9 protein-coding genes are annotated in these 14,004 nt (G+C 64.6%); 2 read left to right on the top strand and 7 right to left on the bottom strand.

Annotated elements, in window-relative coordinates:
• Window positions 1–91: 91 nt before the first annotated feature.
• The 7 genes from WFI52_RS02045 to WFI52_RS02075 all read right to left on the bottom strand — a co-directional run bounded on the left by WFI52_RS02045 (window position 92) and on the right by WFI52_RS02075 (window position 11,815).
• Complete coding sequence (locus WFI52_RS02045; protein WP_336625246.1) at window positions 92–1,882, bottom strand: GmrSD restriction endonuclease domain-containing protein; 1,791 nt, start codon at window positions 1,880–1,882, stop codon at window positions 92–94.
• A gap of 123 nt (window positions 1,883–2,005) precedes the next feature.
• A complete protein-coding gene (locus tag WFI52_RS02050) occupies window positions 2,006–5,188 on the bottom strand; it encodes a type I restriction endonuclease subunit R (protein WP_336625245.1) in 3,183 nt (1,060 codons plus the stop codon).
• A 116-nt stretch (window positions 5,189–5,304) separates the two neighbouring features.
• A complete protein-coding gene (locus tag WFI52_RS02055; protein ID WP_336625244.1) occupies window positions 5,305–6,453 on the bottom strand; it encodes a GTPase family protein in 1,149 nt (382 codons plus the stop codon).
• Window positions 6,450–7,088: a hypothetical protein gene (locus tag WFI52_RS02060; RefSeq protein ID WP_336625243.1), complete on the bottom strand. Its 639-nt coding sequence runs from the start codon at window positions 7,086–7,088 to the stop codon at window positions 6,450–6,452. The genes WFI52_RS02055 and WFI52_RS02060 overlap by 4 nt, the downstream gene beginning before the upstream one ends.
• 40 nt (window positions 7,089–7,128) lie before the next feature.
• A complete protein-coding gene (locus WFI52_RS02065) occupies window positions 7,129–8,268 on the bottom strand; it encodes a restriction endonuclease subunit S (protein WP_336637390.1) in 1,140 nt (379 codons plus the stop codon).
• Entirely contained in the window at window positions 8,204–9,829 is a 1,626-nt protein-coding gene (locus WFI52_RS02070; protein ID WP_336625242.1) for a class I SAM-dependent DNA methyltransferase, read from the bottom strand. The genes WFI52_RS02065 and WFI52_RS02070 overlap by 65 nt, the downstream gene beginning before the upstream one ends.
• Window positions 9,830–9,838: 9 nt before the next feature.
• A complete protein-coding gene (locus WFI52_RS02075; RefSeq protein WP_336625241.1) occupies window positions 9,839–11,815 on the bottom strand; it encodes a hypothetical protein in 1,977 nt (658 codons plus the stop codon).
• Between the two features lie 195 nt (window positions 11,816–12,010).
• On the opposite strand from WFI52_RS02075, the gene WFI52_RS02080 reads away from it, so the two are divergent.
• Both WFI52_RS02080 and WFI52_RS02085 read left to right on the top strand, forming a co-directional pair.
• The gene (locus tag WFI52_RS02080) at window positions 12,011–13,240 is read left to right on the top strand and encodes a DUF2130 domain-containing protein (RefSeq protein ID WP_336625240.1); all 1,230 of its coding nucleotides are present in this window, start codon (window positions 12,011–12,013) and stop codon (window positions 13,238–13,240) included.
• Window positions 13,241–13,355: 115 nt separating this feature from the next.
• The gene (locus WFI52_RS02085; protein ID WP_336625239.1) at window positions 13,356–13,967 is read left to right on the top strand and encodes a hypothetical protein; all 612 of its coding nucleotides are present in this window, start codon (window positions 13,356–13,358) and stop codon (window positions 13,965–13,967) included.
• The last annotated feature ends 37 nt before the right edge of the window (window positions 13,968–14,004 follow it).

Consider the following 14,004-nt stretch of genomic DNA (forward strand, 5'->3'; position numbering starts at 1 on the left):
CCGTTTTTTTCGCTTCTGATCAGATAGTTCTTCGGCGGTTGGGCTACCCGGACGCGGACCTCAATGCAGGGTGCGACGTGAAGGGCTGCGCTCACAGCGCGAGGTAGTACTCCCTGATGATCTGTGCCATCAAGGACCGCCGCTCCCTGAGGAACGCCTGGTACGAGTCTGCTGTCGTTGTTCGTAAGCTCGAAGGTATGGCGTTGGCGCGCAGATTGGCCTCCAGCTCCTGCTCGCTCGTGATCTCGCCGAGTCGCAGAACACCGTCGGCGAGCTGGGAGTCGACCACCGACATGTAGTCCGTCGGTTCCTTGTCCTTGATGGCGATGTTGATCGGCGTCTCCGTCAGAGCGAAGTTCGCGATCTGGTTGTAGACGCTGCGGTCATTGATGCCCTGCTTGATGAGGTAATTCTTCGGTACGACATGGTGAATGTCGCCGACCTCTTCGATCATGCTGGCCACGGTGACGTTCTTCGAGAGGAACCCGCGGGTGCCGGCGTGCACCTGCGCCGCGAGGAAGGCGAGGAAATAAGGGCTGCGCACGCTCGACGACTGCATCTCCATCGGAAGGGCGACGTTCCAGAAATTGTCAGCGAGTTGAGATGCCTCGATGTCGCGGAGCGCTTGAAGCGCACCGACGTCGTTGATCCGGCGGATGTCGGCCTCGAACGCGGTCTCGAAGCTGCCGGTGTATCGCCCAGTGAGGACGGACATCACGAACCAGCGCCGAGTGACGAACTTGATCTCGCCCTCGTTGAGCTTCTTCTCGGTGCGCAGCTTCAAGTACAGCGCGTACGCGAAGTTCATCGCGTTCTTGGAACTGATCAGACGCGGAGCGATGAATCCTGCGGACTTGATGGTCAGCGTGAACTGCTGGAAGTTGTGCTGGTTGACGATCTCGAGCAGCACCCGCTCGAGGCGGTCGAACGACTCGACCGCGAGCTCTTCGCTGAACGTGCGGGTCTCGAAGTCCCGGCCGGAGAGGACGCTGACGAGTGCGGCAACCTTGCCTCGGGAGAACTCCTTGATTCCCGCGACGCGGATCACGTCCGTGTACGTGGGGTCGTAGAGGTCTGACGTGTCATTCCTCAACCACGAGATCGACTGAAGGTAGCCGGACTCTGCGAAACCGATGTCGTTTGCGGCGATGTCTGCGAAGACGTGGGGCGCGACGGCGAGGTGACAGAAATAGTCGATGAGCTTGCGGAGATTGCTACCGAGTTCCCCATGGCTGGAGATCTTGCTCATCGCGAAGTCGGCGCTGCTGAGCGGGACACCTTTCGAGTTGATCCGGATGAAGATCTCCGTCACCGTCTCGATATCGAGATCTTCGGCGAGGTTGATGATGCCGACCTGTGCCTGTTTGATCGCCGACAGGCGCTGGAGGGACTGCTCGACATGCTGGGCGTCGACTTCGGGATTGGCTTCCATGTACGCCTTGGTGGCGGAGTACGTCGAGGGCGCGTTGACGAACTCAGCGACATCGGAGACCCAGCCGCTGTCCTTCTCGATGAACGGCGTCAACGTCGCGAACTGCTCGGTGGTGGGGTTGAAGGCGATCTTGATGCGCTTTTTCTTGTAGCTTTTGTCCACGACGGGCTGCCCGACGAGTGCAGCAGTCATAGCGGTGATTCGTTGCTGGCCGTCGATGAGGATCTGCCTGAACGACGACTTTGTCCCGTCCTTCAAGCCGACATCCGCGCTCTGCCAGGTGATCAGGTATCCGATGGGGAAGCCGTTGTACAAAGAGTCGAGCAGATCCCGGACCTTCGTGGAGTCCCACACGAAGGGGCGCTGCATCTCCGGTATCGCGACCTGCCCGGATTTCACCCAGGTCAGCAGGGTCTCGACGGAATGTTGCTGGACGGTGTACTTCGACAAGATGCTTCCTTCGAGCTTCACTTTCAACGCGGTGCAGCGCGTACGAGAAGGCGCTGTCCTCACAGCCGCCCCAGTGACCGTGCGCCAATGATCATCTTGCCGCAGATCAGCCGGACCGCTGATTCACGGGCGGCGCTCGTCCGAGTAACGCGGCGCCATCGACTCCATCTGATCCATCACGAACTTGATCGCCTCGGGCTGCTTGTCCGGCGGGTACTTGTATTTCACGAGCAGCCGTTTGATCGACGATCGCAGCTTCGCGCGCACGTCGTCGCGCACCGTCCAGTCCGTCCGCACGTCGCGCCGCATGACGGCGACGAGTTCTCGAGCGATCTGCGCGAGGACGTCCTCTCCTTGCATGTTGACCGCCGAGTCGTTCGTCGCGACCGCGTCGTAGAAGGCCAGTTCGTCGCTTGAGAGCGGCGGCGAGAACGTCGCCCCGCGGGATGCCTCGGCAGCGACATCCTTCGCCAGCTCCACCAGTTCGGCGATGACCTCGGCCGACGTGAGTTGCTGGTTGGTGTAGCGGTTCATGATCTCGGCGATCCGCTCCGAGAACGCACGCTGACGCACGAGGTTGCCGCGAGTGGCTGTCGTACCGGCATCCGTCAGAGACGCGCGCAGCGCCTCGATCGCGAGGTGCGCGTTCGGTGCCGTCTGCGCCCTCGCGAGGAACTCGGGGCCGAGGTCATCCAGCGTAAGGGGGGCGAGACCGGCTGCGTCGTAGATGTCGAGAACGTCCCCGGGCGCGATCGAGTCGGCGACGAGCGTCCCCAGCAAGCGCGAGATCTCCTCGGGAATCGGCTCGTCGCGCGACTGCCGCTCGGCGGCGTCGAACTTGGCCATCCAGACGCGGACCTCTTCGTAGAACGCGATCTCGTCGTGCAGCTCGGCGAGACCGTCCCGGCCCGACGCGAGAGCCCACGCACGAGCCAGTTGCCCTGTCGCCGTGCGGTAGCGCGACGCGAGCCTCTCGGTGCCGAGTTCCGCGGCGTTGAGCGGATTCATCGCGTCACGGAGGTAATTCGTCGCGGTGGCGGCGGCGGTGCGCCAGGCCCGCGAGCCGCCTTTCTGCGCCACAGCGCGCCAGTCGCAGCCCGCGAGCATCTCGCGGATCTGGGCGACCAACTCGGTGGCGATCGCGACCGCCTCGTCCACGTCGCGCCCGATCGGTCTGTTCTGCTGATCCGAAACGGTGTACTCGGACAATGCCTTCGCGAGGTTGTCGGCAAGCGGCGCGTAGGCGACGAGTAGCCCGTCCTGCTTGCCCTTGTAGGTGCGGTTCACGCGCGCGAGGGTCTGCATGAGCAGAGCGCCCTTCAGCGGCCGGTCGAGGTAGAGCGTGTGCAGCGGCGGCGCATCGAACCCGGTGAGCATCATGTCTTTGACGATCACGAGTTCGAGTTCGTCGTCCGCATCCTTCAACCGCGCCTTGATCGCCTTGTTCTCGGAATCGCGCCGCACATGATCGCTCACTGGCGGCTGATCCGACGCAGATCCCGAGTAGACGACCTTGATGCGGCCGGAATCCAGGGCATCCGAGTGCCAGTCCGGGCGCAGCGCGATGATCGCTGCATAGAGTCGCGCACAGATCTCGCGTGTCCCCCCGACGATGAGCGCTTTTCCCGGCGATTCGAGGAACGGCTTCATCCGCTCGCGTCGCTCTTCCCAGTGCTTCACGAGGTCGGCGGCGAGAGTCTCGATGCGCTCCGGAGCGCCGTACACCGCGTTGACGACGGCAACGGATGCCTCGAGCCTGGCCCGCTCCGTGTCGTCGAGTCCGAGGGTGTACTCGTCGGCCGCGCGGTCGATGTCCTCCTCGCTCGCGCCATCGGCGAATGAGACCTTGATCAGCCGCGGCTCGAAGTACACGGGAACCGTTGCGCCATCGTCGACGGCGCGGGTGAGGTCGTAGATGTCGATGTAGTCGCCGAACACCGCACGGGTGTCGCGCTCGGCGAACGAGATCGGGGTCCCGGTGAAGGCGATGAGGGTGGCGTTCGGCAGCGCGTCGCGCAGGTGCCGCGCGTAGCCGTCGAGATCGTCGTAGTGACTGCGGTGGGCCTCGTCGACCACGACGATGACGTTGCGGCGGTCGGTGAGGAGCGGATGCTGCGTGCCCGACTGCTTCTCGGCATCCGTCAGCCCGAACTTCTGCAGCGTCGTGAAGTAGATGCCGCCCGTGACGCGATTGCTCAGCTCGTCGCGCAACTGCGCACGCTCGCGCACCTGCACCGGCTTCTCGGCGAGCAGCAGGCTTTGGTTGAAAGTCTGGAACAGCTGGCCGTCCAGTTCGGTGCGGTCGGTGACGACCACGACGGTGGGATTTTTGAGAGCTGGATGCCGCGACACGAGATTCGCATACAGCTCCATCTCCATCGACTTGCCCGACCCCTGGGTGTGCCAGACGACGCCGGCCTTGCCGTTGGTCTGCACCGCCTGCACCGTGGAACCGACGGCCTTCGTCACGGCGAAGTACTGGTGTGGCTTGGCGATCCGTTTGGTCAGTCCGTCGGCGTTCTCGTCGAATGCCGTGAAGTTCCGCACCAGCTGCAGAAAGCGCTCCTGGTTGAACAGTCCGTGGAGGGCGTCGTCGATCGGTTCGACGGAGACACCGTCTTCGATCCGTGGCTGCGCGAGCGGTTCCCCGTCGTCGTCGACGTTCCACGGTGCGAAGTGGTTGAGCGGGGTGAACGGCGTGCCGTATTTGGCCTCGATGCCGTCACTGGCGAGCGTGAACACACAGAAGCGGAACGCCATCGGGAACTCGCGCAGATACGTCTGCAGCTGCGCATGCGCAGGGCCGACACCGGTGGATGCCGAGCCTGCGCGCTTCAGTTCCACGATGCTCAGCGGCATTCCGTTGACGAAGAGCACAAGATCGAAGCGGCGATGCAGATCGCCCTGACGCAGCGTGACCTGATTGACAGCGAGCCAGTCACCCTCTGAGGGGTCTGAGCCGAGCAACCGCAGCCGGGGGTTCTGTTCGACGCCGTCCGAATCGATGTAGCTCAGGGGGTAGCCGCCGACGAGATATTGGTGGATGCGGTGGTTCTCGGTGATCGCATCCTGCGATTTCGGTGCCGCGATCTCTGCGACCGCCTGCTGCAGGTACTCGGCGGGCACTCCCGGATTGAGGCGACGCAGCGCCTCGAGCAAGCGGGGGCGAATGAGCAGGTCGTCCCAGGTATCGCGTTCGCCGCTGCCCGGCCCGATCTGCTCGCCGTGGGACGGGCGCCAGCCGAGGGGCTCGGCGAGGGTGTCGAGGGCGTCCTGTTCCCATGCTGACTCGGGAAGGGTTGTCATTAGTCTGCCTGCTTTTCTTCGTCTATCTCGTGAGCGGGCGGGTAGTCGGGCGAACGGGCCACACGGCCGGCGGCATCAGTCACGGTGTGTTCGCGCGACTCGGTCCACTCCAGTGGCTACTTCGTCAGGCGCTGCTCCGTCATCTTGCGGACGACGTCGAGGAACGAGGGCGCGAAGTCGCGCCACGCGTCCGATACGGCGTTGACATCGATCTTGCCGGTGTGCACCTGCTCGCACAGTCGCATCCACGCCTCGCCGGTCGCGGCTGTCAGCGCCGCTGCCACACCGGCGTTGATGATGCTGCCCGCGCCCGGGATCAGCTTGAGGAAGCTGCGGGCGAGCGCCTGCCCCGCGAACTGCACGCCGAGCTGGGCCAGGGCTCCCGCCGACATCATCGTCTTCAGCTCGAGGTCGTAGATGGCAGCGATGCGGCCCATCATTCCGAGCTGGATCGGCGCCAGCGTGACCGCATCTGTGACGGGAAGGGGAACCGCGGCCGCTCCGGCTGCGGCGGTTGCTGCTGCGGTGATGACCGGTCGGGCCATCTCGCGCTTCCAGGGGAGGTTGAGTCGCTGGGCGATGCGAAAGGCATCCTTCTCGTCTTCCGGCGAGAGGGCGAGCGTCTCCGCCACGAGCTCACCGAGGCCATGCCCCTTGCCCTTTCCGTGCCTGTCTCGCGTGGATGTCAGGATCACCCGCTGGTAGGGGATGGTGATGGGCACACCGTTGTCATCGGGTTCGAGCAGCCAGGCGACGAACTTCTCGACGTCGGATGCCACGGTGCGCTTGCCGGTGATGGGGTTCTTGATCCAGTCGACCTTGGTGAGCACCAGGATGACCGGAAGGCCCGCCGCGTCGAGCTCGCGGATCATCGCGATATCAGCAGGTGTGAGGCGATCATCGTTCGCCTTCACGCAGTACCAGACCACCGAGATCTGCTCGTCGGTGGGGCGTGCGGCGATCGTGTTCAGATGCGCCCTCAGCTGATCACCCGGCGCCACAGGAGACCCGATCTCGAACCCCTCGACATCCCAGATACCGAGCGAGTCGTCGTGGTAGTACTGCACGCCGCGGGTGACGGGCAGCCCCTTGCCGACCTTCGCCCAGTCGCGGCCGAAGACGGCGTTCACGAGCGAGGACTTGCCCACGCCCGAGCTGCCGATCACGGCGAGGTTGAAGCGGCCATAGCGGGACTTCGCCTGCGCCGTCGCCTCGAGGAACGGCGTCGCGTCGGTGCCGGGCACGGGATCCATGTCGTCAGTCATTCGGATACTCCATTCGCGAAAACGAATGTCAGGGTCGCGTTCGGGTCGATGCTCGTGGCGTACTTCGTGAAGACGAACTCCGCCTGATCACGCAACGCCGACAGGTTCTGCTCGACGTAGTCAGCCTTGTCCTCGTTGCTGATGAGATTGTTGAACTGTTCCGCCTCACTCTTCTGGGCGGTGAATGCGCTCAGAATGCCATCTGAGCTAATGATCTGTTCGACGTCAACGTCGTCGCCAATCCAGATGAACTCGGGGACCTCAACAGTGAACTCGTGATCGCCTGTTGCTTTCACGATGACATGGTCAACGCCGAGCTTCACCTTGCCGCCGTAGATCATGTAACGGGCCTTCTGGAGCAGGGGAAAGTCCTTGAGGATGGCAGGCGGAATTCCTTCCGCCTCAGAGACACCCTTGACGCCGAGTTGGAGCAGAACAGTCTGCTCCTTCTTCTCCATCGACGTCACGACTTGCTCGTTCTTGAGGACGCTGTGAGAGCCAAGTGCCGAAACCAGCCACGCAGGGGTCAAGACCCCAGCGGCGACTCCTGCGACAAGTGCCCCCAGGACGAGGGCGACCACGCCGAAAACTGCGAAGTGGGACCACAGCGGTACGGGCTTCTTGAGGAACTTCATGTGCTCGCTCGTCTCGGTTGGTGGTGGGACTGTCGGGTGTTCATGCGCCCGCCGCGGACGCGATGGTTTCAGCTTCGCGGACGCGGAGCTTGCCGGACATCAGCTGCGGCAGGAGCAAGTCGCGTGTCGCGGCGAGGGTGCGGTTCTCACGGGCCACCACTTCGACAAGTGCAATCTGCGTCTCGGCCTTGCCCGTGAAGTTGTTGATTCGCTCCGCGGCAGGGAGCATGACGGGGAGCGCAAGCGCCTCGGAACGATTGAGACCGGGAACCGCGGAGTCGTTGTTCATCTCATTGAGGCGGAGAGTCCGGAGAAGGAAGTAGAGATACGGCTGCGATATCCCCTCGCGATTGCCGCGCACGTAGAACGTCGTGTCGATCGGGAAGTGGGGGCCGCTGACCCAGTGCACGCTCCCGGCCGACCCCTTTCGCCCGACGACGACACCCGGGTGGTCCACGAGTGCGGCGGAATGGAAACCGCTGGGGCCGCCACTGCCGATGACGGACACGTCGCCGCTCTCGCGTGCAGAGGCCGGGAGAGCTTTGCCGTACTCGAACGAGGCGATCGCACCGAGCGTCGTTCGTGCGTGGTCCGGGCCGCTTTGGACTAAGCGGAACTCGGTTTCCATCAGGTCCCACGTTGTCGAGGTGAGGGCGGTGTTGGCGGCGATCTTGTCGTCGAGGGCGCCTAGCACCTCGGCGATCGCCTGCTGTTCGGCGAGGGGCGGCACGTCGAGCATCACGGAATCAAGGGCGCCCTTGGTGAGCTTTGGTTGGGTCGAGCCCGTCAGGTACCCCGACAGGTCCAACTGCTCAACTGCGTATGCCAAGTACCGAGTGTCGCTAAGCGAGTTGCCCTGGAGAACGTGCGCGTGGTTATTCACCCAGAACTGTCCATCCGCCAGGAACGCTACCGGTGTGTTCCTCGAGCGAAGGTTCTCCCCGTCCTCGGCGATCAGGAGGTGAAGTCCCTCGAAGATGAACGAATCGACGTAGTCAACGATCCCGGAAGCCCCGTAGTACGGGTACGGCCCAGGATTCCGTTCGGTGCTCTTGACAGGACGACGCCGCGAGTCCTGACTTACCGTGAGGTCGCCGAGACGGGACCTTATCCGTTCAGTCGATGACATCGACGCGATCCAGCTGCTTGCGTACAGCCTCAGCCAGGCGCGCGGACTCATTGAACCGCGCCTCGAGCTCCGCCCGCAGCCGCGCGAGCTTCTCCTCGATCGGCTCGCCGTCATCCTCCGCCTCAGCAGCTCCGGCGTACCGCCCCGGCGTCAGTGCGTAGTCCGCCGCCTTGATCTCGGCGAGCGTCGCCGAGTAGCAGAATCCCGGAATGTCCGCGTACTCATCGGGCGCAGCATCCGATTCGACTCCACGCCAGGCATGGAAGGTGCCCGCGATCCGAGTGATGTCGTCATCCGAGAGCGCGCGCTCGGCGCGGTCGACCATGTGACCCAACCCGCGTGCGTCGATGAAGAGCACCTCGCCGGCACGCTTGCCTTTGTCCTTCGCGAAGAACCAGACGCACACGGGAATCGCGGTCGAGCGGAATAGCTGCGTCGGCAGCGCGACCATGCACGACACGAGGTCGGCCTCGACGATCTCGGCGCGGATCTGACCCTCACCGCCCGAATTCGACGACATCGATCCGTTCGCCATCACCACACCCGCCTGCCCGCCGGGGGCGAGTTTCGACAGGATGTGCTGAATCCAGGCGTAGTTTGCGTTTCCCGCGGGCGGCACGCCGAACCGCCAGCGGGGGTCGTCCTCGCTGCGCGCCCAGTCTTTGATGTTGAACGGCGGGTTCGCCATCACGAAATCGGCGCCATGGTCGCCGCTGAGCCCGGGGTGCAGATCGCGCGCGAACGTGTCTCCCCAGCGCGGGCCGAGATTGCCTGACAGCCCATGGATCGCAAGGTTCATCTTCGCCATGCGCCATGTGCGCTCGTTGAGCTCCTGCCCGTACACGGAGATGTCACTGCCCTCGCCGTGATGGGCGTCGATGAACTTCTCGGCCTGTACGAACATGCCCCCCGACCCGCAGCACGGGTCGTACACGCGCCCATGCGTCGGCTGCAGCAGCTCGACGAGCACCCGTACGACGCCCGCGGGCGTATAGAACTCGCCGCCCCGCTTGCCCTCGGCGGCGGCGAACTTCTCGAGGAAATACTCGTACACCTCGCCGAGCAGGTCGCGGGCGCGCCGACCGTCCGAACCGCCCTGCCCCTGCGTGGCGAACCGTGCCGAGTTGAACAGGTCGATGAGTTCGCCGAGCCGCCGCTGGTCAACGTTGTCGCGGTTGAAGATGCGGGGCAGGGTGCCCGACAGCTGCGGGTTCGCCTGCATGACGGCATCCATCGCCTCGTCGATCAGCAGACCGATCGACTTCTCGACACCGTCGACCGACGCGCCCTTCGCGTTCTCGGCGAGAAAGCCCCACCGTGCATGCGCGGGGATCCAGAAGACGCCGCGCCCGGTGTACTCATCGGCGTCGTCGATGAGTTCGGCGATCTGCCCTTCGTCGTAGCCGTCCGCGTCGAGCTCGGTGCGGATGCCCGCGCGGCGCTCGTCGAACGCGTCCGAGACGTACTTGAGGAAGACGAGACCGAGGATGACGTCTTTGTACTGCGAGGCATCCATCGAGCCGCGTAGCTTGTCCGCGGCCTTCCAGAGCGTGTCTTTCAGCTCCTTCATGGTCGACGGCGCCTGTGTGGCGGCTTTCGGCGTGCGGGGCATAGATGTTCCTTACTGCGTGTGTGCCGCGTCCGCGGCGTGGTCCATGTCGATCATGGTCACCGATCCTGACGTCGCACCGGCGACGATCAGGGCGGCATAGTCGGTGAGGCGCGCGGCGCGGGCTTCGAGATCTCGGCGGGCGGTCGCGATGTCGGCGAGGGCCTGTCGTACCGGCTCGATCGTGCGCGGCGCGACGCGACGCAACATCCATCGCTTCCACGCTCCCGGGCCGGCGTGCGCTCCCGTGATATCTGCGGCGACGATCTCGGATACGAGACCGCCAGGATCACCGGTGGTGATGCGCAGCACGCGGGCTGGGTAGGCAACGACTTTCGAGCCGTCGGTATCGACCCACGCAGAGGCGGTGGGGCTGGTGCGGAAGATCACGTCGCCGGGACGGGTCAGCTGGGCGGATGGGTGCCGGGTCGCGAACGCGAGTTGGTCGACGCGGGTACTGCCGATTTCCGAAGGGTTGTCGAGATCTGATGACGTCACGACGATGAGTCCTTCCGATCCCAGTAGTTCTGGGTCAAGGCGGGTGCCCTGAACCCTCCTCAAGTGTCCGGCATCGATGAGCTCCGCAACGGACGTGGCTCGCGGAACGTCGTGCGGATCGGGCGTGATCTCGATCGGCGTGATGTCGGAGCGAACGATCTCGGCTGCGTTGTCGAGAAGCGCGGGAAGTGCCGCCGGTTGTACGGTCGAGGGCGCAGGTCTCCGCGTCACCGTTGCCACCAGTGAGCCGCTCCGTGCCTGCAGTGAGGTCGTGCGCACGAATGCCGCGAACCGGAAATGGTGGGCACGCAGGTCCCGGCCAGTGCCCATGCCCGCCATCAGGTCCGAGATCAAGTCGGCGCGCGTCGCGGCCGTGAGCGGTACTCCAGTCAGATCTGCGACGGCGGTGATGCGCTGCGCGGGAGCGACCTCGGCGGTTGGTTCTCCGAGAATCCAGAGCGCGAGGGATTCGCGGACCGCGCTGTCGACGAGACCGGTCGACAGGCGCGCGATGCCCCGCACACGGCCGGAGCGAAGGATGTCTGCGCGCGCCTGCTCGTCGGCAGGTGCCAACGGGTCCACGAGCGCCCTCGCGGGACCGATCACAACCGCCGCGTCCACGCTCCGCAGCGACAGGGAGACGTCATCCACCGCACGCAAGATCGCGGTCACATCCTCGCTGCGATCAGACGGGACGCGAGCAACCACGACCGAGCGAGTCGCTGGGTCCACTTCGTCGGCGAGCCAATGCTCGTCGACGAGCAGCTGTCGTCGGACCTGGCGGGCGTCCGCGCCGTTCGGCAGGACGATCGTCACATCGTCACCGAGTTTCGCCGCAAGCGTCGAGGAGAGCATGGGGTCGCAGGCATCCAGCGCCACGGTGGTGTTGCCTCCGGTGAGGGCGAGCGTGGCATCGACGACCAGGGCCATTGCGTCGGTGACAAGCGGTCCAGCGGATACCGCAGCTCTGTTCGATGCGACATGGCGGCGCGTGACGAGCGCCAGCGCGGCCGACGGCGAGTAGGCCGCGTCGACGAGGCGCGCGGCGTAGGTAAGCCAGGGTGCACCGCGGTTCACGTGTGCAGCGACCTCGCGTCGGAGCAGGACGTCGAGAGGATCGATGTTCGCCGCGGCCTCCTCGATCTCAGAGTGCGTGAGTTCGTCGAGGTCGGCGGTCCGCGAGTACAGGGCGATGAGCGCCTGCAGCTCGGCGACCGCATTCGCGTCGGAGAAGGAGAAGTCCGAGGGAGATGCAGCCGCTGCGGCGTCCTCGCGTGCCTCCGGATTGTTCCCATGCCCGGTGCGCACCAGCCAGTCGGCGACCTCCTCCGCTTCGAAGCGCAACCGGCCACTCCCATCGGGGACCGGTGTCGGAAAGGGATCCGGCGTCGACACGAATCGCGAACGCCACATCGAAGCCACCGGTCGCTGCACGCCGGCCAACCGGGCGACGCCGGTCAGGTCGAGGAGAAGCGGGTGCTCTACGGACATGAGGCCAACGTACTCCCAAACTCTGCGGCACGCCCCCGATGACTGATAAGCAGCCTTATCAGCGATCTTGAGCCAGCCGCGTCGATTCCTGGTCCACGATCTGTTCGGCGGCATCACGTCGCTGTCACAGGCGGGGCGTTACTGGGGGACGCCCCGCCTGTGGGATCCACTCCCCGCCCCCTATTGGAGACACTCATGACCCACGGCACACCGACCACCGCTGCGAACGAGATCAAGTGCCCGCACTGCGGCACCCTCTTCACCATCGACGAGGCGCAGTACGCCGACATCGTGCAGCAGGTGCGTACGACCGAGTTCGAGCTCGAGCTTCACGCACGCCTCGCCGCAGCCGAGAAGGCCAAGGAGATCGAGATCGCTCTCGCCGTGGCGAACGCGGCGCAGCAGGCACAGAAGGTGAGCGCTGCGAAGGACGCCGAGATCCAGCAGCTCACGTCCGCGCTCAAGTCGGCGGCGACCGACCAGGAGCTCGCCGTCGCGAAGGCAGTGTCGGCGGCGGAGAAGAACCTCAACGAGGCGAAGAGCCAGCTGGACCTCCAGACGGCGGAGCAGAAGGTCAGGGACGCCGCGCTCAAGGAGTCGCACAGCAAGGAGCTCGCTCTCAAGGATGAGCTCATCGCCCGGTACAAGGACATGAAGGCGAAGCTCTCGGTCAAGCTCCTCGGAGAGACCCTCGAGCAGCATTGCGAGATCGAGTTCAACCGCATGCGCTCTCTCGCGTTCCCCAACGCAGCGTTCGGGAAGGACAACGACGCATCCGCCGGCACGAAGGGTGACTACGTCTTCCGGGACTTCAACGACGAGGACGTGGAGTACGTCTCGATCATGTTCGAGATGAAGAACGAGTCCGACGTAACCACCACGAAGAAGAAGAACAGCGACTTCTTCGCCAAGCTCGATAAGGACCGCAACGACAAGGGCTGCGAGTACGCGGTGCTCGTCTCGATGCTCGAAGAGGACTCTGAGCTCTACGCCGGCATCACGGACGTGTCGCATGAGTACCCGAAGATGTTCGTCGTCCGTCCCCAGTTCTTCCTCGCGATCATCGCCCTGCTGCGCAACGCCGCGCAGGACACCATCGTGGTCAAGGCCGAACTCGAACAGATCAAGAAGCAGAACATCGACATCACCGACTTCGAGTCGGAGCTCGAGGGCTTCAAGTCCGCGTTCGGCCGCAACTACCAGCTCGCCAAGGGCAAGTTCGACACCGCGATCAAGGAAATCGACAACGCGATCGACCGACTCCAGAAGGTTAAGGACAACCTGCTCGGATCCGAGAACAACCTCCGCCTCGCGAACGACAAGGCGACGGCACTCACGGTCAAGAAGCTGACCCGGGGGAACCCCACCATGGCGGCCAAGTTCGCTGAACTGGACGTCGCCGATGACGAGGCGGACGCGGCCTGAGTGCCGGCGCCCCCGAATCCGATCGCTCAACCTCACTCTCAACACACCTGCAGCTCACAACCGCTGACGGGGGAGACCGTCTCTCGTCACCTCCCTCTCGACAAAGGAAATCACCATGCGCACCATCACCTCTCTCTCGACGATCGCCGCCCTCGCGTTCTCGCTCGCCGCCTGTTCGGCGGCGGCGCCTGCGGACACGGGCAAGACGCCCGACACCAAGCCTGCAGCGACCGCGACGCCTACTCCGAGCGAAGCTGCCTCGGAGTTCGGCGAAGCGGTCAAGAATTCCCGCGGCAATCTCGTCAAGACGATCGGACAGTTGGCGGGTACATCGTCGCTGACCTCGGACGTGGTCACTTCGCGTTTCGCCGTCACGGATCTGGTCCTCGACCCCACCTGTGACAGCGGGTTCCCCGAGACCCCTGCGAACGGCCACTACCTCGGCATCCACCTCAACGTCGAGTCGACCCCTGAGCTCGCCGAAGAGGAGTTCCCGTGGGTGTCATTCACGCAGTACGACTGGCAGGCGTACGACGCCGACGGCAAGCGGCTGAACGACCCTGTCGGCAACGCGTGGACGTGCCTCGACTCGTCGCAGCAGCTCCCCGCGCAGATCGGACCTGGGCAGAGCGTCTCTGGCTGGATCGTCTTGGACGTCGCCTCGCCGACGGGGGCAGTGGTGCTGGCCATGGGCGGAAGCCCCGTCGGATGGGAGTGGGCTTACTGATGCGCGGCATCATCCGGCGGACGATCAGATGAGGGGC

It is taken from the genome of Microbacterium sp. MMO-20 (genome assembly GCF_037147735.1).
Classification (GTDB): Bacteria; Actinomycetota; Actinomycetes; order Actinomycetales; family Microbacteriaceae; genus Microbacterium.

Coding starts and splice junctions, on each gene's coding strand:
- WFI52_RS02050 (WP_336625245.1), bottom strand. CDS start 5,188: ATGACAACCCTTCCCGAGTCAGCATGGGAACAGGACGCCCTCGACACC.
- WFI52_RS02055 (WP_336625244.1), bottom strand. CDS start 6,453: ATGACTGACGACATGGATCCCGTGCCCGGCACCGACGCGACGCCGTTC.
- WFI52_RS02060 (WP_336625243.1), bottom strand. CDS start 7,088: ATGAAGTTCCTCAAGAAGCCCGTACCGCTGTGGTCCCACTTCGCAGTT.
- WFI52_RS02065 (WP_336637390.1), bottom strand. CDS start 8,268: ATGAGTCCGCGCGCCTGGCTGAGGCTGTACGCAAGCAGCTGGATCGCG.
- WFI52_RS02070 (WP_336625242.1), bottom strand. CDS start 9,829: ATGCCCCGCACGCCGAAAGCCGCCACACAGGCGCCGTCGACCATGAAG.
- WFI52_RS02075 (WP_336625241.1), bottom strand. CDS start 11,815: ATGTCCGTAGAGCACCCGCTTCTCCTCGACCTGACCGGCGTCGCCCGG.
- WFI52_RS02080 (WP_336625240.1), top strand. CDS start 12,011: ATGACCCACGGCACACCGACCACCGCTGCGAACGAGATCAAGTGCCCG.
- WFI52_RS02085 (WP_336625239.1), top strand. CDS start 13,356: ATGCGCACCATCACCTCTCTCTCGACGATCGCCGCCCTCGCGTTCTCG.